The organism is Microbispora sp. H10830 (assembly GCF_014161375.1).
GTDB lineage: Bacteria > Actinomycetota > Actinomycetes > Streptosporangiales > Streptosporangiaceae > Microbispora > Microbispora catharanthi.
Map to the genome: position 1 here is coordinate 138,595 of NZ_JABBWX010000011.1, position 19,605 is coordinate 158,199.

Genomic DNA, 19,605 nt, shown 5'->3' on the forward strand with positions numbered 1-19,605 from the left:
GGGATCCTCGGTGCGGATCCGCTTGACGGTGCTGGCGAGCGCGGTGATGGCGCTGCTGTGCGCCGTCGCCGTGCTGCTGGTCCTCGGCGTCCTGCACGGCACCGCCCAGCGGTACAAGACCGACGAGATCACCACCACCGCCGTACGCCTCGCCTACCAGGCCAAGCGCGACCGGCTGCCTCCGGTGCTGCTGGACCCGGGCGTGGCCGGCGTGCAGGTGATCGACAACAGCGGCCGGATCGTCTCCGTCAGCGACACCCTGACCGGCCGCCCGCGCATGGCCGCCTTCCGGCCGGAGCTGACGACCCCGGAGACGAGCAAGGTGCTGTGCGCCTCCCCTGCGTTCCCGGACCGGTGCATGGTCGTCGTCGCGTTCCGCTTCCACAACACCGGCGGGCTGTGGACGGTCTACGCGGCCGACGACACCGTGCCGTGGTACGTCAGCGGCCCGCTGCTGGCGGCGCTCATCGGCGGCTCGCTCCTGCTGGTCGCGCTCACCGTGCTCGGCACCTACCAGACGGTGCGCAAGGCGCTCGGCCCGGTCGAGGCGATCACGTGCAACCTGGCCAGGATCACCGCGACCGACCTGAGCCAGCGCGTGCCGGTGCCGAAGTACCACGACGAGATCCGGCGGCTCGCCGAGACCGCCAACCAGACCCTGGACCGGGCGGAGACGGCCGTCGAGCGGCAGCGGCGTTTCGCCTCCGACGCCTCTCACGACCTGCGCAGCCCGCTGACCGCGATGCGTACGGAGATCGAGGAGGCGTTGCTGCACAGCGAGGACGCCGACTGGCCGGCCACCGGGCGCGCCCTGCTGGGCAGTTGCGACCGCCTGCAGGCGCTCGTGACCGACATGCTCCAGCTCGCCCGGCTCGACTCCGGCGCGCCGCCCCGCCGTGAGCCCGCCGACCTCGGCGGCCTCGTCGCCCGTGAGCTCGACCGCAGGTCGCGCAAGGTGGAGGTGGTGCGGCACCTGACGCCCGGTGTGGTCGTCGTCGGCGACCGGCTGGCCCTGGCCCGCCTGCTCAACAACCTCCTCGACAACGGCGAGCGGCACGCGGTGTCCAAGCTCTCGGTGACCGTGCGGCGGGAGGGCGGCAAGGGCGTGCTGGAGGTGCTCGACGACGGCGCGGGAATCTCGCCGGACAAGCGGGAGCTGGTCTTCCAGCGCTTCACCCGGCTCGACGCCGCCCGGTCGAAGGACGCCGGCGGCACCGGGCTCGGACTGTCCATCGCCCGCCAGATCGCCCAGGCGCACGGGGGGACGCTCACGATCGAGGACAGCGACCAGGGTGCCCGCTTCGTGCTGCGGCTCCCGCTCGCGCCGGCCCGCTGACGGGTCACTCCTCCTCGGGTACGACGATCACGGTGGGCACCGGGGTGCGCAGGGCCTCGGCGACCGCCTCCTCCAGCTCCCCCGGCGTCTTGACGGCACGGCCCCGCGCGCCGTACGCGGCGGCGAGTGCGGGGAAGTCCGGCGCGTGCAGGTCCACGGCGACCGGCCGCATGCCCCGCTCCCGCATCTCCTCGCGGATCTCCCCGAAGCCGCCGTTCGCGAAGACGACGATCGGCAGGCTCAGCTGCAGCTCCACCGCCATGGCCAGCTCCTGCAGGCTGAACTGGAACGCCCCGTCGCCCGCCAGCGCCACCACGGGGACGCCGGGCCGGCCGAGCTTGGCGCCGATGGCGGCCGGCAGGGCGAAGCCGAGTGTGCCGAACCCGGTCGGGAACAGGAACCGGCCGGGCGGGTCCATCGGCATGCCGACGAGCGCGCCGTGGTAGACGCACATCGAGTTGTCCCCCACCACGACGCTCTCCTGCGGCAGGGCCCGGCGCAGCGCAGCCAGCTGGCCCGACCACCTGCGGGTGAGCTCTTCGAGCTCCGCCTCGTGGCCGGCGCCGGCATCCCGCTCCCGGCGCGGACGCGGCACGACGCCCTGCCGGTCGAGCCGTTCGGCCAGTCCGCGCAGGGCGAGCTCCGCGTCCGCGACGATCGCCACGTCGGCCACGTGATCGCCGTGCATCTGCCCCGGGTCGATGTCGACGCGCACGAGGCGACCGGAGAGGGTGAAGGCGTCGTCCCACAGGTCGGCCGGGCCCAGCTCGGTGCCGACGGCCAGCACGACGTCGCACGCGGCGAGCCACCGGCGGACGGCCGCCAGGTGCAGCGTGGTGCCGAGCGCCAGCGGGTGGCTCTCCGGCACCGCGCCCTTGCCGTTGACCGTGGTCACGACCCGCGCGCCGAGCCGTTCCGCCAGGCGCATCGTCAGGCGGCCCACCGGGGGCTCGTCCTCGCCCGGGGGCCTCTCACCCGGACACTGGGCGCCGCCGCCGAGCACGAAACCCGGGCGGCGCGCCGTGCGCAGCAGCCCGGCCGCCGCGTCGAGGGCCACCGGATCGGGCTCGCGGCGGGTGATCCGGTACGGCGGGACGATCTTGACCGGGCCCCTCAGGTCGAGCAGGTCGAAGGGGATCTCGATGTGGACCGGCCGGGGGCGGCCCTCGGCGAAACGGCCGAAGGCCCGGGCGACGGCGGCGGGGATCTCCCGCACGGTCGTCACACGGTGGCTCCAGGCGCACAACGCGTCGATCGCCCGCGACTGGTCCCTGCTCTCGTGCAGGTAGCCGCGGCCGTCGCGGGGATGGCCGGTGGGAACGCCCGGGGAGACGAGCAGGATCGGCGAGGAGTCGGAGTACGCCTGCCCGAGGGCCGTGGCCGCGTTGACCACGCCGGGCCCGGTGGTGGTGACGACGACGCCGGGCCTGCCGGTCACCCTGGCGTACCCGTCGGCGGCGTATCCCGCGCCCTGCTCGTGCCGGGGCGTCACGCAGCGCACGCCCGTCCGGTCGAGCTCCTCGTAGATCGCGAGGTTGTGGGTGCCCGGAATGCCGAAGATCGTGTCGACGCCGTGCAGCCTCAGTGCCTCGACCAGGGCGCGCGCCCCCGTGGGCGTCGTGATCGTCCCCGCAGGGGGGATCGGGTCATGGCCGTCCACGTATCACTTCCCGGGAGAGCGGAGGGGTTTCCCTTGGGTTTCCCAAAATGGTTTCCCCTTCCAGGCGCCGCCCTACCGTTCCGCGTGCCGGATTTTTCAGAAACGGGGACGGGGACGCGTTCCCACCTCGTGTTCGTCCGATCCGTACGTCAGCACATTTTCAATGGACTGCACGGCCTGGCGCACCATCCGGTGCATCGCTTCGGCGGTGTGGGAGGCGATGTGCCCGGTGACCAGGAGGCGGTCGGGAAAATCCCGCCGCAATTCGCCGGCCTCCTCGCATTCCCGGCCATAGAAACCGTCGAAGACCGCCATGCTGACGCGGCCTTTCTCCAGACCGGCGTAAAGGGCGCCGGGACTGACGATGGCCGGGCGGGCGGTGTTGACGAGGATCGCGCCCTCCGGCATCCGGCTGATCACCGAAGAGTCGATCATCGATCTGGTCTCGCCGGTCTCCGGCACCATGACCACGAGGATGTCGCTGCCCGCGGCCAGGTCGAGCAGGGGCAGGTAGGAGATGCCGAGGTCCCGCTCGGCGTCCGGCTTGCGGGTGCGGCTGTAGTAGGACACGCGGACGCCGAAGCCCCGGCGCAGGATCTCCGCGATCCGCCGGCCGTTCGCGCCCATGCCGATGATGCCCACGCTGCGGGCGGCGAGTTCGTGCGGCAGTTCGTCGGAGCCCTGCCAGCCGGGGACCCGCTCGCCCAGATGGCGGGGGATGCCCAGGTTGGCGTTGACGATCTGCGCGACCGTGAACGTGGCGACCGCGTCGGTGGCCGCCCCCGGCGTGTTCGTGACGGCGATGCCCAGCCGGTCGGCCGCAGCCACGTCGACGAAGTTCTCGTAGCCCACGCCGAGGAAGGCCACGACCTTCAGCGTCTTCGCCTTGCGCAGCGCCCGCGCGGTCGCCCGCTCCTCGCCCCCGTGCAGGTAGGCGACCGCCCCCCGCAGCTCGCGCGCCAGCAGGTCCTCGGTCAGCGGCGACGCGGGCCGCCGCACCGTGAGCCCCTGCCTGGCGAGCGGCTCCAGCAGCGCCCCGTCGATGCCGGCGCCGGTCACCAGGACCGTCCCACCCCTGCGCGCCGCTCCGGCCGCCGGCCGCGGCCGCGCGGGACGATAGTCCGTTATATCCCTTGGAGCCGCAGTTTGGGACATTTCAAATATCTCTCAGACTTAGGACATATATGTCTGTTTTTCTCTGTGGTATCTCTCCAATCACGACAACCAGGCGGTGCATGAAATACCACGGATGGTCCAGGCGACGGAGCAGGAATCCAATGGTATAAGGGTTGTGGTGGTCCCGTCTCCACCTGAATCGGAAAAGGAAACCCCTGGGGAGGGTCTGGGGACCCCGGCCTCGGTCCCGCCCGGCCACACGAACATGCCTTTCTCCTTGACGGCAGCACGGAGAGGGCACGCAGGACGGCACAGTCGCAGAGAGGGCCGCGAATGAAACTCCAGCCGCGACAGCAGCTTCTGGAGCTGTGGGAGGCGGCCGCGCGCGCCTCCTACCGGGACCGCGTCTGGACGTGGGGCGGCCGGGACGGGTCGAACTCCATCTCCGACGCGGAGCAGCTTCTGTGCTTCATGTACCCGGCCTCGGAACTGCCGGGCTTCCGCCTGGACACACCGGACGAGACGGCCGACGACGTGCTGGCCGCGCTCGCGGTCCTGGGCGACTCTGTGGAGATCCCCAAGCTGCTGCTGCGGGTGATGGGCCAGTATCTGCGCACCTACACCGCCGAGGACGGGCGCCCCCTGTTCTCCGGCGGCAGCTACTTCCGGCCGTTGGACGACGAGGCGAAGGTCACCCCCGAGCAGCTCCAGCTGGACGTGGTCGACTCCTTCTCGATGTCGGTCACGCTCGCGCTCGGCACACTCGGCTTCCTGAAGGTCTTCCGCCAGAGCGTGCGGCGCGAGTCGATCCGCCGCGAGATCCGCGAGCTGGAGGACCTGGCCAGCAAACGGCTGTCGGCCGCGATGGCGGGCCTGCTGCGCAGCTTCACGGTCAACGCGTTCGACCCCGGATCCACGGCGGGCCGCGCGCTGCTGCGCACCGTGAACCAGACCGGCGCGCCCACCCGCCGCGTGCTCGACGACCTGCGGCGCGAGCTGCGGCCCGTACGGGCCGGCCTGCGCGACCTGACGATCGGCTCGGGCAGCCAGGTGGACCTGGACAACGAGAACCTGCTGTTCGAGTGCGGCTGGACGTGGGGCATCGTGAAGGACGCCCCCGACATCGTCACGCCGCTCGACATCGGCCCCCAGCCCAAGGGCGTGGCCGCCGACACGCCGTTCCTGTACTTCACCGTCAACGCCCTCGTCGGCATCGCCGACCTGTTCTCCGCCCGCACCCGTGTCCTGAGCCTGCTCAACGACGACCAGATCACCCTCGCCCAGGCCATCCAGCGCCGCTGGGACCTCACCCAGTCCTACTGGCGCACCATCGCGACGTACGGACGGGGCACCTGGCCGCTGGAGGACATCCCCTGGCGGACGGTCGACGAGAAGGAGTCGGACTACTACAGTCTCGGCGTCACCGCCATGGTCGTGCAGAGCCTGGTCAACAACCGGGCGGCCGACGTCGACCTCGGCCGGGTCGCCGCCGTGCTGGAGGAGCTGGCCGTCCGTGCCAGGATCATCCGCAGGGCGGTGCCGGGCGACCCGCCCGTGCTCATGCACTCCCCCGGCGTCCCGATCAACCTGCACGGCAGCGACGCGCTCGGCCCCCACCTGCTCTGGGTCGTCTCCGACTTCGCCATCACGCTGCTGAAACGGACCATCTGGGCCGCCTCCATCGCACAGAACACGCGGATGCGCGAGCGGCTGGTCGCCCTCGCCGACCAGATCTGGCGGCACATCATGCTGCGCCGCCACGCGGACGGCTCGGCCGCCGGACTGTGGGACCAGCCGGGCAACGTCTTCACCGACATCGAGGTGCGCGACGAGGAGCCGTCCTGGTACTTCAGCGAGCGGGTCGTCGAGTTCCTCGTCTCCGCCGCGACGTCCAGCGGGGAACCGCCGCTGCGCAGCCCCCAGCTCGTCGAGCTCGCCCTCCAGATGCTCGGGGAGGCCGAGCACCTGCTGGACCAGGAGCTGGTCACCCGGCCCCTGGTGGGCGGGCAGACGATCCAGCCCAAGCTGCGCTCGATCCAGGCGTCGCTGCAGCGGGCCAGGGCGATCGTCAGCGACCGGCCGGCCACTGCCCAGGCGCTAATCAACGACGCCCTGCTCGGCCTCGAACGGCTGTCCGCCGCCCGCGACAGCGCGTCGGAGGCGATCTAGATGCTGGTCTTCGCGATCTCCGACAAGGGAGGGACCGGGCGCTCGGTCACCGGCACCAACATCGTGTACCGCCACGCCCTGCAGGGCAACGACGTCTGCTACCTGGACTTCGACTTCGGCTCGCCGACCGCGGGGGCCATCTTCAGCGTCAGCGCGGTGGCCCGCGGCACCCGGGAGAACGGCCTGCACCACTACCTGCGGGGCGAGTGCCCCCAGCCGCGGCGGGTGGACGTGTGGGCCGAGTCCGACCGCGAGGGACTGCGCGCCCGCCCGCCCGGCGCGGGCCGGCTCGTGCTGTTGCCGGGCAGCGAGGGCGGCGGCGAGCTGTCGGCCCTCACCGACGAGGTCGTCGGCCGCTGCGTCCAGCTGCTCGGCCGGCTGGACGAGGAGTTCGACCTCTGCGTGGTCGACGTCAGCGCCGGCCGGTCGTTCACCGCCGAGCTGGTCCTGGCGGCGACCGTGCGGATGCCCGCGATCCCGTTCCGCTGGCTGGTCTTCCATCGCTGGACGCGCCAGCACATCATCGCGGCCGACGGGCTCGTCACCGGCGCCGACGGGCTGCTCGACGTCGGCACCAGGTTCGGCCACGACACTGAGGACCTGCGCGACCGCATCCGCTTCGTGCGCACGGCCGTGCTCGAACCGGACGCGGCGGAGCTCGTCGGGCTGCGCGACGAGCAGCGGGCCTGGCTGAGCGCGTGCGACAGCGAGCTGCGCGAGCTGGCGGGCCGCCACGGCGTCGGCCGTACGGCCATGCTCGGCAAGATCCCGTTGGACCCCGTCCTCCAGTGGCGCGAGCAGCTCATCACCGACGAGGACGTGCTGGCCAGCAAGATCGCCAACGCGGAGACCGCCGCCGCGTTCGAGGATCTGGCCAAGAAGATCGTCGACGACAGCGCGTGGGAGGGCTTGTGACGCCGGTGCACGCGACGTTCGGCGAGGTGGCGGCCGAGCGCAGGATCGCCTCCGTCCCCCTCTCCCATGTGTCCGTCGAGCTCGGGCACCTGTACATGGAGGACTACGAGGCGGGGCCCGACCGGCTGCGCGAGCAGTTCCGCAGGGTCGCGCCGTGGCTCGCCACGGTCCGCTCCTTATGGCGGGAGCGGGTGCCCGGGGGCCGGGCCCGGGTGAGCACCTGCTTCCTCGTGGACGACTACTTCAGCCGCTTCAGCACCCCCGCCGAGCTGGTGCCGATGGTCCTCGATGCGGCGGCCGAGCACGACCTGACCATCGACTACCTGGCCCGGGAGTCGGCCTGTGCCCAGTTCGAGGATGCACAGTCGGGCGGTGTCGAGCTGGCCCGGCTGGTCGAGGACCGGCTCGTGGACGACCCGCCGCCGGAGACCGACGGGTCCCGCCCGCCGGTGAAGGAGACGGGCTGGCTGTGCAACGGCTCCCGCTCGCCCCGCACCACGCCGATGCAGGCGATGGGGAAGACCCGGCCGTGGGAGCCGCCCGCGCAGAACGCCAAGCGCGGCCACTCGATCTTCGTGGACGTCGAGCTGTGGGACGAGAAAGGACCGCGGCGCACCTGGTCGTGCCCCTTCCTCGCGGCCGTCTGGCAGCTCCTGCGGCTGGGACTGCTGCGCAGCGACGGCCACGTGCCGCTCCCGCCGGTCGCCCTGGACGGCGACTGGCCCCGCGACTGGGACGGGCTGCCCGCGGTCGTCCGGCTCAACCCCCAGGCCGCGCCGTTCAGCGCGTACACCACGCTGTCCGTCCTCTCCCCCCGGTTCCTGCCCGTCGAGCTGGCCGTACGGACGATCCTGGGCCAGGTCGCAGTGGACGACGAGGTCCTGCGGCAGGTCGTCACCCGGAGTGAGAGCGAGGGAGTCCGGCTCGAAGAGGAGCTCGTCGACCGCATCTCCTACGTCTTCGTCTGAGGGGCCCGATGCTGGTGATGGGGGAAGTCCACACCGGGCTGCTGCAGAACTCCGGGGAGATCTCCGAGTCGACGTGCCGTCAGGTGCTCGGGCTCATGACCGGGGAGACCGTGCGCGTCTCCCGCCGTCCCATCGTCCACGCGCTGTCGCCGGAACGACTGACCGGGGTGGACTGCGCGCTGCCCACCGCGTCCCGTTCCCGGGTCAGGGGCGTCGGCACGGTGGTGTCCCGCTGCGCGGTGACCGGAGGCCGGATGGCCCAGGGATCGACGTACGTGCGGGTGGTGCGCTCGGAGGCCGACCGCAGGCTGCCCTGGTCGCACTACCTGGCCCGGCCCGGGGTCGTGGAGGTCCTGGGAAAGGCGAAGGCGGCCGACCTCGCCGAAGGGTTCACCGGCGACTCCGCACCCGGCTGCCTCAACCTGGGAGCCGTCAGCGGACGCTTCCTCGACCTCGTCCAGGCGTCCCCGCTGCTTGACCGGCGGGCCCCCTTCAAGATCCCGCGTACGAGCCTGCGGTGGGTGACGGAGACCGGCGAGCCGTCTATCCGGTTCACCCTGCACACCGAGCAGGAGCGGACGCTGCGCCTGACGCATCCCGGCCCGTTCACCCCCGCCGTGGTCGACCTGTGCGAGGACCTGGCGACGCACGACTGGCTGCTGACGTCGCTGCTGGTCATCGTCGAGCGGGCGCGGATCGGCGGGACGCCGGGAGCCCAGGCCGTGGCCCGCCTGGCACCCGCCATCGACCACCTCATGCACCTGTGGATGCCCGCGGCCCGGGTCGAGGAGTGGCTGACGCCGTTCTGGGAGAGCCTGGAGCGGCGGCCGGGGTTCACCCGGCAGTGGCGTTCCCTTGTCGACCGGGTCCGCGACCAGGTCGCGATGAACACCCTGGCCCTGCTCAGCGCAACCGCCGAAGCCGGACGGAGGTGACCGTGACCGGAGCAGCACCCGAGCCCTCCCCGTCGCTCGTCCCGAGGATCGTGCGCAAGGTCCTCGTGACGGTGCTCGTGGGTGGCGTGAGCTACCTCGTGAGCAACGCGCTCATCCACGGGCCGAACGAGGACCTGTGGAGCCTGCTGCTCGCGACGTTCATCAGTGGCGTCGTCTTCGTCGTGCAGTTCCTCGCGGACGTGGACGACCAGCTCGAGACCGTGCTGCAGGAGCAGCGCAGGCAGCACACGAAGACCCACAATCTGGTGGCCGACAGCTTCGCCAAGATCAACGAGGCGAGCAAGCTGTTCGGCGTCGTGGAGATGTCCGCGCTGGAGACCAGGGGTGTGGCCGAGCTGGTGCAGAACGCCGCCAAGATCCGCGACGACATGCCCGACCTCGTCAAGAGCCTGGTGCACCACGAGGTCACCCGGATGGCGAAGTTCCTCGGCGAGCTGTCCGACGGCAGGTACGCCCTGTACGAGGGCGAGGACCGCGACTGGCTGCTCGCGCTCGCGCGCAACGCCCGGGTCAGTCTCGACGCGATCAGCCTGACCAGCGTGGACGCCCGCGACACCGAGTTCGAGGGCGGCTTCTGGCACACCGACCTCGGGCAGCGCTACGTCAAGCTCCAGCGCGACCTCGTCCAGCGTGGGGCGCGGGTGCGCCGGGTGTTCGTGGTGGATCGTTCCGAGCGGCTCGACTCCGAGGCGTTCCGCCGGGTGTGGAAGTGGCAGACCACGGTCGGGATCGAGGTGCGCACGCTCCTCCTCGCCGACGCGCCGCCCCTGCTGCGCGGCTCGCTGTCCGACTTCATCCTGTTCGACGGGGTTGTCTACTACGAGTCCAACCCCGCCCCGCAGGTCGGCGACGGCATCGCCCCGGTGATCCACAGCACGATCCTCGTACGGGATCAGGAGAGGGTGCGGGAGCGGACCGAACGGTTCACCGAACTGTGGGAGGCGGCGACACCGGCGGCGTAGGCGGGACCGGCGGCGTAGGCGGGACCGGCGCGGGCGGGAAGGGGCGGTCGGGCCGGCAGACGGCGAGCAGTTCGCTCTCCCGGGCGCCGGCGGTCCCGCCGGCCAGGGCCGCCACCAGCTCCGCCGTGACGGGGGCGAGCGTGACGCCGAGGCCGCTGTGGCCTGTCGCCGCCACGACCCGGCCGTGGTCGTCCACGTGGCCGAGGATGGGCATGTGGTCGGCGCTGCCCGGCCGCAGTCCGGCCCAGCGCCGGCCGATGGGCCAGGTGGCCGCCCTGGGCATGAGGGCGGCGACGCCCCGCCGGATCTCCTCGATCGCCGCGGCGGTCACCGTCACGTCCCCCACGTTCTCCTCGTAGGTGACGCCGACGGCCACCCTGCCGTCGTGCCGGGGGACGAGATAGGGGAAGTACTCCCGGCCGTCCTGTTTGATCTCCGCGAAGACGTGGTGGCGCAGCGGGTAGGTGACCGCCCCGGGCGGGCGGACGTCGAAGGCCACGCCCTTGATGGGGAACAGGTGGGCGGCGTGGCGGGGCAGGAAGACCCCGCTCAGGTGCCCGGCCGCGACGACGGCCTGCTCCGCCGACACCCGGCGGCCGTCGTGGAGGTCCACCTCGACACCGCGGGGCCCGGTCCGCAGGCCGGTGGCACGCACCGCGCTCAGCACCCGGATCGGCGTGCGCCCCGACAGCACGGCCGTCGTCAGGGCGGCCATGAGCACCCGCGGGTCGAGCGCGAGCTCCTCCGGCAGCAGGAAACCGCCGACGACGCGCTCACTCAGCAGCGGTTCGAGATTTCTGGCGTCGGCCGCCGTCAGCCGCTCGACGGCGAACGGCGAGTTCTTCCACTGCGGCAGCACCTTGGACTCCAGGCGCTCCATCTCGGCCTCGTCCAGCGCGACCTGGATGTCGCCGCCGTCCAGCACCGGGACCTCGACGCCGGAGGCGGCGCGGATCTCCTCCAGCCACTGCGGGTAGACGTCGCGGCTGCGCTTGATGACGCTGCTCAGCGGGCCGAGGCAGGAGGGCTCCGTCTGGGTCAGGATGCCGCCCATCGCGCCGTCGGAGGCGCCGAGCCCGAGACGCTGCCCCGCGTCCACGAGCACCACGCTCGTGCCGCGCGCGGCGAGCCTGTGCGCGATCGCGCAGCCGATCACGCCACCACCGATGATCACGACGTCGCAGGTCTCAGGCACGCGGGCTCCAATTCGCCGTCCCCTCGCTTCGACAGTAGGCGAGGGAGGGCCGTTCAAGAAGGTCACACACGGGTGACCTCGCCGAACTGTACCGCGCGGGAATCTTGCCGGCCGGGAATTCCGCCGAGTCGCGTCACGGCGACCTCTTCCCCAGTTATTGGATGGGTCGTACAATTGCGGCGCCGGAAGGGAGGGCCGCATGTCCGCCGCGCCGAAGACCACCGCGACCAGGGAAAAGGACGAGCACGTCGCCGACCGGAGCGCGTACGAGGCCGTCATCGAACGCCTGTCGAAGGCCTCGGTCGACAAGCACTGGGAGCCGTACGTCGACATCCCCTGGGACGACCCCGAGTTCCACGTCGACCAGACCGACCCGCGCTGGGAGCTGCCGCCGGCCGACAGGCTGGGCGGCCATTCCTGGTATCGGAGCCGGCCGCCGGAGGTCAGGGCGCGCATCGGCCTCTGGCGGGTCGCGACCGCCATGAAGATCGGGTTGCAGTTCGAGAACCTGCTCAAGCGCGGGCTGCTCAACTACGCCTACCGGCTGCCGAACGGCTCTCCCGAGTTCCGGTACGTCTACCACGAGATGATCGAAGAAGGTCATCACGGGATGATGTTCCAGGAGTTCGTGAACCGCACGAAGCTCCCGATTCGCGGCATGCCCGGGCCGCTCAGCCTGCTCGCCCAGGTGGTGCCGTGGATTCCGCTGATCTCCACCGAGCTGTTCTTCATCTTCGTGCTGGGCGGCGAGGACCCGATCGACCACGTGCAGCGCACGACGCTCAAGAGCGGGCGCATCCGGCATCCGCTCGAGGAGACCATCATGCGCATCCACGTGGCGGAGGAGGCGCGGCACATCTCCTTCGCCCGCCACTACCTGCGGCGGCGGGTGCCGCACATGCCGCGCTACCGGCGCTTCGCGCTGAGCCTGCTCACGCCGCTGATCGTCGGCCTGATGGCGCGGATCATGCTGTCCCCGCCCGGCTCCATGATCAGGGCGTTCCGCATCCCGGACGACGTCGTGCGCGAGGTCTACCTCGACAACCCCGAGACGGCCGCGCAGACCCGCGACTCGGTGGCCAGAACGAGAGAGCTTTGCGCCGATCTGGGCATGATGAACCCGATCAGCCGCCGTTTGTGGCGGGCGATGGGCATCTGGGATGAGCCAAAGGCTCAAGCGAGGGGAAACGCGTGAGGAAGACCGCCGTCGTCACGGGTGGGGCGTCGGGAATCGGGCGGGCCGTCGCCGCCGAGCTCGTACGGCGCGGCGCCCACGTCACGATCGCCGACGTCCGGGGGGCCGAGGACGCCGCCAAGGATCTCGGCTGCGCGGGCGTCGTGTGCGACGTCTCCGACGCGCAGGCCGTGCGGGAACTGGTCACCGGCGTGGCGGCCGAGCACGGGCGGCTCGACTTCCTGTTCAACAACGCCGGCATCGCTGTGGGCGGCCGTGCCGAGGAGCTCACGCTCGACCACTGGAACCGGACGATCGACGTGAACCTGCGCGGGGTGGTCCACGGCGTGCACGCGGCGTACCCGCTCATGATCGAGCAGGGCTACGGGCACATCGTCAACACCGCGTCGCTGGCCGGGCTGACCCCCGCGCCCATGATGCTGCCCTACACGACGACCAAGCACGCCGTCGTCGGGCTGTCGCTCGCGCTGCGGGCCGAGGCGGCGGCGCACGGCGTGAAGGTCAGCGTGGTCTGTCCCGGGTTCACCGACACCCCGCTGCTGGACAACGCCAACCCCGGGCTGCCGCAGACCGAGATCGGCCTGCGCGCCCGCACGACGGCCGTGCGGGCCCAGGGCCGCCTGTATCCCGTGGAGTCGCTCGCCCGCGACGTGCTGCGCGGCGTGGCCAGGAACCAGGCGCTCATCGTCGCGCCCGCGTCCGCCCGCGCCACCTGGCGGGCCGTACGGCTCTCGCCCGCCCTGGCGGTGCGGGCGGCCGGCTCCGCCTTCCGCCGCATCATGCGCTGAGTCAGGGCCGGATCACGGGCCGAGCGGCAGGTACTCGAACCAGTCGAACGCGGCGACGTTGGAGCTCGGGCGGCCGTTGGAGCTGGCGTACATGCCGATGTAGGCGCCGGTGAAGCCGCCGGCCACGGCGCTGCTGAGGATCCTGCCGTCCACCGGGTCGCCGAGGTCGGTCCACTCCCCCGGCGCCACGGCGTACCTGGCCTGATAGGCCTGCCCGCGCGCCTCCACCCCGAGGTAGAGCCGCCGCTGGCCGGGCACCCGTACGGAGGCGAGCAGGTCGTCGCCGCCCGCCTTCCTGCGGACGAGTTCGAGGCCGCGCGCGGTCCGTACGAGCAGCACGTGGTGGTCGTCGTCCTGCACCAGCGCGAGACCCGCGCACTCCCCGGCCGCGGGCGTGAAGTCGAGCGCGGCGTGGACGGCGAAGTCCATGTGCTGCTGCCTGCGGGCGACCAGGCTGGGGTTGACCCGCTGGGCCAGCGTCTCCGGCCGCAGCCGCAGCCGCAGGCGGCTGTCGCCCAGGCTCCAGTAGGGCGTGCGCGGGGTGCGCAGGTGGTTCCAGACGGGCGAGAGCCGGTCGGCGTCGAAGTGGTCGCAGGCGGGCACGGCGGGCCAGCGGTGCTCGGGCAGCGCCGGTCCCGCGGCCACGGGCGCGACCTGCGCGGCGACCGGCCAGCCGTCCTCCCAGGAGACCCGGGTGAGGAACGTCTCCCTGCCCAGGTTGTCGCCTCTCAGGTTGCCGGCGCCCAGGTCGCCGGGAGTGCCGTACGGGCGCGTGGCCAGCAGCACCATCCACCACTCGCCGTCCTGGGTCTCCACGAGGTCGGCGTGGCCCGTGCAGGCGATGGGGTGGCCGAGGCCGAGATGCCGGTGGGTGAGGATCGGGTTGCGCGGGTTCGGCTCGTACGGCCCGGTGACGTCGTCGGCCCTGGCGACCACGACCGCGTGGTCGTACGACGTGCCGCCCTCCGACGTCAGCAGGTAGTACCTGCCACCGATCTTGTACAGGTGGGGGCCCTCGGCCCACACGGCGCCCCGCTGGGCGGCCTCCCAGACGACCCGCTCCTCACCGCGCGGCTCCAGTGTGGCCGGGTCGAGCTCCAGGAGGTAGACCTCGGTCTCGCCGGGGTAGCGGCCCGCCTCCCTCTCCCTGGTGCCGGTGAACCAGACGCGGCCGTCGTCGTCGAACAGCAGCGAGGGATCCATGCCGCGGGTGTCCGGCAGCCATCGGGGATCGCTCCAGGGGCCCGCGGGGTCGGCGGCGGTGACGATGAAGTTGCCCCGCCCGTCCACCAGCGTGGTGATGACGTAGAAGACGCCGTCGTGATGGCGGATTGTGGCGGCGTAGACGCCGCCCGAGGGCCGCATACCGTCCAGGTCGAGCTGGGACGGCCGGTCGAGCACGTGCCCGAGCTGCCGCCAGTTGACCAGGTCGCGGCTGTGGAAGATCGGCACGCCTGGGAACCACTCGAAGCTGGAGGTCACCAGGTAGTAGTCCTCGCCCACCCGGCACACCGAGGGGTCGGGGTGGAATCCGGGGATGACGGGGTTCCGGTACTCCCACCCGTCGGCTTCGTCGATCATTCGTCCCTTCCTCGAACGTGACGGGCCCGGTCCCCCATGCGGGGAACCGGGCCGTCCGGCACCGGCACGGTGCGCCAGAGCCTTTCAGCGCGGGGCCTCCCTGCGCCAGGCCCCGTCTGCCGGGCTCCGGTGTCCCATGCCGTGCCGGAGCTCAGTGTGTGAGCCCAGTAGGTGAGCCCAGTGTGTGAGCTCAGCGCCGCAGTTGCAGCACGCCCCAGTGGCTGGTGTCCCGGTATCCCTGCCCGGTGGCGTCGTTCCAGGTCGCCGCGCTGGTCCTGGCGGCGCCCGTGGCGTCGTTGACCTGGACGTCGAAGCCGAGCAGCGTGCCGTCCCGCAGCGTGATCGTGGGCAGCTTCACGGCGGCCTCGACCACGTAGCCGCCGGGGACGGCCCTGGCGGCGGCCTTCAGATTGCCCGCGATGGCGGCGGGGTCGAGCGGACCTCCGACCGACGTCCTCCCGGAGAAGCTGATCCGATACTGGCCGTCGTCGTCGCCGTAGCCCCTGGTCTTGCCGTTGCCGGGGTCCACGAAGAACTCGACGGAGTCCTGCTCCCACGGGTTGGCCGGCTGCTCGCTGAGCGTGGGGTCGGCGACCTGCGCCAGCAGGTACAGCGTGTCGCCGCTCCACAGGGCCCTGGCCCGCGCGGTCGCCCCCGACGCGCCCTGGATCCAGGTGGCGGTGCGGATCTCCGGCGCCGCCGCCCAGGCCGGGTCGACGGCGCCGTCGACCACCGGCCGGCGGCCCGGCGCGGTGGTCAGCCTCACCGCGGGCGTGGCCGTGAGCTTTCCGGTCCAGGAGGTCTGCGAGCCGCCGGAGGCGTCCGTGACCGCCACGGCGACATCGGTTCCGATCGGCAGCCGCGCCTCCACCCGGTAGCCGCCGGTCGTCTTCCTCACGGCCGCGTCGACGCCGCGCGGGTGGCCGCCGTCGCGCCGGACGGCGTACGGCGTGCCGCCCACGGTGAACGTGACCCGGTCGCTTCTGTCGTCGCTCGGGTCGCGCACCTCGGCCAGGACGTACAGCCACTTGGCCGACGAGCGGGCCTGGAACCCGGCCGACACGTCACCGACGCGGGCGATCGACGTGTCGGGCAGCAGGTCCCATTCGAGGTCGCGCCCGCCGTCCACCTTGGGCGTCGCGGCGGGGGCCTCAAGCCTGCGCACCAGCGGCGGCAGCTTCGCCGGGTCCACGACGCCCCAGTAGGCCGGCTTGGCCTGGAGCTCGTCGTCGAAGAGCAGCGGGGCGTTCAGCCGGGTGATCGGGAAGGTCGACAGCCAGGTGGCGTCGTCGGCCAGGCCCCATACGGTGACCGAGCTGATTTGCGTCTTGTGCCTGCGGAAGACGTCGAACAGCTCCTTGTAGCGGTAGCCCTGCTCGGCGAGCACCTCGGCCGGCACCTCGTCGTAGGTAGAGACGAAGTCGGGGTAGACGCTCACGTCCAGCTCGGTGATCTGCTGGTCCACCCCGAGCGTGGCGAACGTCGAGATCGTGTCCTCGACGTCAGAAGCCTGCGGCTGCTCGATGTTGAGGTGGAGCTGGTGGCCGACGCCGTCGATCGGCACGCCCTCGGCCTTCAGCCTCTTCACCAGGTCGTACAGCGCCTGCCGCTTGCGCGGGAACTCGGTGTTGTAGTCGTTGATGAACAGCTTGGCGGCCGGGTCGGTCTCGTGCGCGACGCGGAAGGCCGTGCGGATGAAGTCGAGGCCGGTGATCTGGAACCACTTCGACCGGCGCAGGCCGTCGGGCTGGTTCTCGTCCACCACCTCGTTGACCACGTCCCAGACCGCGATCCTGCCCTTGTAGCGGCCGACCAGCGTCTTCACGTGGTTCTCCAGCCGCTTCAGCAGCAGTGCCCTGTCCTCCGGCGACGAGGTGAGGTCGCGGTCGCCGTCCTTGAACACCCAGTCGGGCGTCTGGCTGTGCCAGGCGAGCGTGTGCCCGCGGAAGGTCAGCCCGTGCTGGACGGCGTAGTTCACCAGGTAGTCGCCCTCGGCGAAGGTGAACTCACCCTCGCGCGGCTCGGTCGCGTCCCACTTCAGGTCGTTGCCGGGGGTGACCCCGCCGAAGTGCTTGAGCAGCAGGTCGCCGTGCTCGCCGAGCGTCTGGGCGCGGGCGACGGCCGCCCCCAGGGTGAACGGCACCTCGTCCTTGAGCGCGGGGATGTCCGTCTGGATCGGTTTGGGCTCGACGTACGTCAGCGTGAAGTCGTCCAGGTAGAAGGGGAACGTGCCGGCGTCGGACTCCACGTAGACGCCGAGGAAGTCCACGTCGTAGGCGAGCGTGTAGGTGCCGGTGAGCTGCACCCACTGTCCCTCGGGGACGGCCTTCGGCGCGGCCACCCGCTCGTAGCTGGGGGTGCCGTTCGTCCGGCGCTCGATCGACAGGCCGAGGTTGCCCGAGGGCGTGTCCGGGCCGAGCCGCACCCAGGCCGACAGGGTGTACTTCGACCCCTCGGCCATCTTGCCGAGCACGCTGATCGCCGGGCCGTCCCAGGAGGCCGAGCGGCCGGTCACCGCGAGGCTGCGGGCGCCGCCGTGCGCGGCGTCGGTCGTGGCCGCCAGGGACGCCGAGGCGCGCGGCGACCAGCCCTGGGCGGTGCCGGTCTCGAAGTCGGTGCTCAGGCCCGAACGCGCGGGGTCGGTGTCCGAGGTGATGACGATGTCGTCGATGTAGTACTTCGCGGTGGCCTCGGAGCTCTCGGCGTAGAGCTGCAGGCCGGTGGAGTCGGCGCCGAAGGAGTAGGTGCCCGACAGCTCGGCCCAGCCGCCGTCGGTCACGGTGGCGGCGGCCACCCGTTCGTAGGTGGTGTCGCCGCCGTCGGGTGTGCGCTGCACGGTCAGCGCGATCGTGCTCGACGGCTCCCCGCTCACCATCCGGGCGTACGCCGTGACCTGGTACGTGACGCCCTTCTGGAAGGGCGGGCCGATGGACGCCCCGTGCCAGGTGGCGGTGCGGCCGGAGGTGAGCAGGGAGCGCGACCCCGAGTGCGCGGCGTCGGAGGTCGCGCCGACCTCGACCCCGTCGCCTCTGGCCCCCCATCCCTGGGTGGTGCCGTCTTCGAAGTCGTACTTCGCGACCTGCACGGCCGCGGCGTCGGCGGGAGTCGCACTCGCCGCGACCGCCGGCAGCCCCACGAACAAGCACAGGACGGCCGCGGCAGCGGGCCGGACTGCAAACGAACGCAGGACGGCCTGGGCCGCCCGGTGAAGGAGGCTGCGCATCGGGGGGTCTCCTCGTGCCGCGCTAGCGCGCGGCCAGGTTGTCGGCGAGAAGCCGGATCAGGGGCTCGCGCCGCGTGCAGGTCGACAGGGCGAAGGAGTCGGCGAGCGCGAGCAGCTCGTCGTCGTCCAGCCCGCGGAACAGCTCGGCGTACTCGGGCAGCAGCGCCTGGGCGATGAGGATGTGCCGGATGAGGTCGTCGGTCTGGTAACGGGCGCCCCACGGGTAAGGGTCCCAGGAAGGGAACTCCGTGTCGATCAGCCGGTGCAGCGGCGCGAGCTCGCTCGCCGTCTCCTCCATCGTCGAGCCCCACCGGTCGGCGCCGAGCCGCTTCTTCTTCGCCATGAACGGCCCGAACCGCTCCATGTAGGACCCGCCCGCGCAGACCAGGCCCTGCAGGCCGACGTCCTTGTAGGTCCAGATGGACCAGCCGGCCTCGTACGCGTCGAAGATCTCCAGCTGGTCGCGCAGGATCTGGTAGCGCTGCTCGTCCACGGAGGGGTCGCCGGTGTAGACGGGCCCGAACTCGCCGACCCAGATCGGCGTGCCGGTCTCCCGCTGGAAGGCGGTGCGGCGGGCGAAGGCGCGCTCCAGTTCGTCGCGGTCGCACCACTCACCCCTGGTGAAGCCCGGGTAGGGGCCGCCGTGGGCGAAGCCGGCCAGCGCGTAGTCGTGGCAGACGAACACCGTGTTCTCGTAGACCTCGTGGAAGACCGAGAAGTCGGTGGAGTAGGTGTTGCCGTCGAGGAACAGCACGTGGGCGGGGTCCACCGCGCGCAGCGCCTTGACCAGACGGTCGTAGAAGGGCCCGACCACCCGGCCGCCAGGGTCGCCCGGCTCGTTGATCGGGTTGTAGCCCGCCACCCACGGGTTGTCCTTGTAGTGGTCGGCCAGCGCCTCCCACAGGTGAACCGCCCGGTCCTGGAAGTGCCGGTGCTCCCAGAAGGAGGCGACGTGGGTGGGGTTGTCGGAGTGCCAGTGCTGGTTCTGCGCCCCCGGGAGCGCGTGCAGGTCGATGACGCTGTAGACGCCGCGCTCACCCAGCATGTCGACGACTCGGTCGAGGTGGTGGAAGCCGCGCTCGACGATCTCCATCGGCCGGTCGTCCGCCTCGAAGTGGTGGTAGTTCACCGGGATCCGCACGCAGTTGACGCCCATGTCCCGCAGGAGGTCGGCGTCGGCCTCGGTGAAGAACGAGGTCAGGAAGCGGTCGAAGAACATCTCGTGACGTTCCTCGCCGAGCACCTCCCGCACCGCCGCGCGCATCGAGGACTCGTTGGCGGGGTAACCGGTGATGAAGTTCTCCATGTTGAGCCAGCCGCCCAGGCCGACACCCCGCAGCCTCACCGGGTCGCCCGCCTCGTCGACCAGCCGGGATCCGGACACGCGCAGCAGCGTCATAGATTCTCCTCAATCCTCGAAACCGGCGGCGTGGCCGGAGAGCGGCGGCCCCCGCCTTCTCCTCCGCTACCCGCTGTCGACAGTCGCGCTGAAAGTTTCGGTTAACATCCGAATGTTTCGTGGTCCGGAGAATAAGTAAAGC

At 71.6% G+C, this 19,605-nt stretch carries 14 protein-coding genes; 8 read left to right on the forward strand and 6 right to left on the reverse strand.

Going from position 1 to position 19,605, the window contains the following annotated elements; translation table 11 throughout:
• Nucleotides 1–10: 10 nt before the first annotated feature.
• Nucleotides 11–1,336, forward strand: coding sequence for a HAMP domain-containing sensor histidine kinase (locus HHX35_RS26590; protein ID WP_310739323.1), 1,326 nt, complete (start codon nt 11–13; stop codon nt 1,334–1,336).
• 4 nt (nt 1,337–1,340) lie between these two features.
• On the opposite strand, the gene HHX35_RS26595 is transcribed toward HHX35_RS26590, so the two are convergent.
• Nucleotides 1,341–2,996: a thiamine pyrophosphate-binding protein gene (locus HHX35_RS26595; protein WP_220505913.1), complete on the reverse strand. Its 1,656-nt coding sequence runs from the start codon at nt 2,994–2,996 to the stop codon at nt 1,341–1,343.
• Nucleotides 2,997–3,092: 96 nt separating this feature from the next.
• Complete coding sequence (locus HHX35_RS26600; protein ID WP_182901450.1) at nt 3,093–4,055, reverse strand: 2-hydroxyacid dehydrogenase; 963 nt, start codon at nt 4,053–4,055, stop codon at nt 3,093–3,095.
• Nucleotides 4,056–4,445: 390 nt separating this feature from the next.
• Here HHX35_RS26600 and HHX35_RS26605 point away from each other — a divergent pair, with 390 nt between their 5' ends.
• The 5 genes from HHX35_RS26605 to HHX35_RS26625 are packed head-to-tail and all read left to right on the forward strand — an operon-like array spanning nt 4,446 to nt 10,082.
• Nucleotides 4,446–6,281 (forward strand): SCO2524 family protein, encoded by a 1,836-nt coding sequence (locus HHX35_RS26605; RefSeq protein ID WP_182901451.1) that lies wholly within the window; start codon nt 4,446–4,448, stop codon nt 6,279–6,281.
• Entirely contained in the window at nt 6,282–7,196 is a 915-nt protein-coding gene (locus tag HHX35_RS26610) for an SCO2523 family variant P-loop protein (protein WP_182901452.1), read from the forward strand.
• Nucleotides 7,193–8,164, forward strand: coding sequence for an SCO2522 family protein (locus tag HHX35_RS26615; RefSeq protein ID WP_182901453.1), 972 nt, complete (start codon nt 7,193–7,195; stop codon nt 8,162–8,164). The genes HHX35_RS26610 and HHX35_RS26615 overlap by 4 nt, the downstream gene beginning before the upstream one ends.
• A gap of 8 nt (nt 8,165–8,172) precedes the next feature.
• Nucleotides 8,173–9,099 carry an SCO2521 family protein gene (locus HHX35_RS26620; protein ID WP_182901454.1) on the forward strand — a complete coding sequence of 309 codons (927 nt, stop codon included), beginning with the start codon at nt 8,173–8,175 and terminating at the stop codon, nt 9,097–9,099.
• A 2-nt stretch (nt 9,100–9,101) separates the two neighbouring features.
• Complete coding sequence (locus HHX35_RS26625) at nt 9,102–10,082, forward strand: phosphatidylserine/phosphatidylglycerophosphate/cardiolipin synthase family protein (RefSeq protein WP_182901455.1); 981 nt, start codon at nt 9,102–9,104, stop codon at nt 10,080–10,082.
• Here the strand turns inward: HHX35_RS26625 and HHX35_RS26630 are convergent.
• Complete coding sequence (locus tag HHX35_RS26630; protein ID WP_182901456.1) at nt 10,045–11,277, reverse strand: FAD-dependent oxidoreductase; 1,233 nt, start codon at nt 11,275–11,277, stop codon at nt 10,045–10,047. The two genes, HHX35_RS26625 and HHX35_RS26630, sit on opposite strands and share 38 nt — an antisense overlap.
• Before the next feature lie 199 nt (nt 11,278–11,476).
• Between HHX35_RS26630 and HHX35_RS26635 the strand changes: the two genes are divergently transcribed.
• Complete coding sequence (locus tag HHX35_RS26635) at nt 11,477–12,472, forward strand: diiron oxygenase (protein ID WP_182901457.1); 996 nt, start codon at nt 11,477–11,479, stop codon at nt 12,470–12,472.
• A complete protein-coding gene (locus HHX35_RS26640) occupies nt 12,469–13,260 on the forward strand; it encodes an SDR family oxidoreductase (RefSeq protein ID WP_182901458.1) in 792 nt (263 codons plus the stop codon). The genes HHX35_RS26635 and HHX35_RS26640 overlap by 4 nt, the downstream gene beginning before the upstream one ends.
• Nucleotides 13,261–13,272: 12 nt before the next feature.
• Here the strand turns inward: HHX35_RS26640 and HHX35_RS26645 are convergent, their stop codons facing one another.
• The 3 genes from HHX35_RS26645 to HHX35_RS26655 form a co-directional block, all read right to left on the reverse strand.
• Nucleotides 13,273–14,841 (reverse strand): glycoside hydrolase family 43 protein, encoded by a 1,569-nt coding sequence (locus HHX35_RS26645; protein ID WP_182901459.1) that lies wholly within the window; start codon nt 14,839–14,841, stop codon nt 13,273–13,275.
• A 190-nt stretch (nt 14,842–15,031) separates the two neighbouring features.
• Entirely contained in the window at nt 15,032–18,064 is a 3,033-nt protein-coding gene (locus HHX35_RS26650) for an endo-1,4-beta-xylanase (RefSeq protein WP_182901460.1), read from the reverse strand.
• A 22-nt stretch (nt 18,065–18,086) separates the two neighbouring features.
• Nucleotides 18,087–19,463, reverse strand: a complete 1,377-nt coding sequence (locus tag HHX35_RS26655) for a glycoside hydrolase family 5 protein (RefSeq protein ID WP_182901461.1) — start codon at nt 19,461–19,463, stop codon at nt 18,087–18,089.
• Between the last annotated feature and the right edge of the window lie 142 nt (nt 19,464–19,605).

Excerpts from the sequence above, each read along its gene's own strand:
- HHX35_RS26635 (WP_182901457.1), top strand. The coding sequence starts at position 11,477 with ATGTCCGCCGCGCCGAAGACCACCGCGACCAGGGAAAAGGACGAGCAC.
- HHX35_RS26655 (WP_182901461.1), bottom strand. The coding sequence starts at position 19,463 with ATGACGCTGCTGCGCGTGTCCGGATCCCGGCTGGTCGACGAGGCGGGC.
- HHX35_RS26650 (WP_182901460.1), bottom strand. The coding sequence starts at position 18,064 with ATGCGCAGCCTCCTTCACCGGGCGGCCCAGGCCGTCCTGCGTTCGTTT.
- HHX35_RS26645 (WP_182901459.1), bottom strand. The coding sequence starts at position 14,841 with ATGATCGACGAAGCCGACGGGTGGGAGTACCGGAACCCCGTCATCCCC.
- HHX35_RS26605 (WP_182901451.1), top strand. The coding sequence starts at position 4,446 with ATGAAACTCCAGCCGCGACAGCAGCTTCTGGAGCTGTGGGAGGCGGCC.
- HHX35_RS26610 (WP_182901452.1), top strand. The coding sequence starts at position 6,282 with ATGCTGGTCTTCGCGATCTCCGACAAGGGAGGGACCGGGCGCTCGGTC.
- HHX35_RS26620 (WP_182901454.1), top strand. The coding sequence starts at position 8,173 with ATGCTGGTGATGGGGGAAGTCCACACCGGGCTGCTGCAGAACTCCGGG.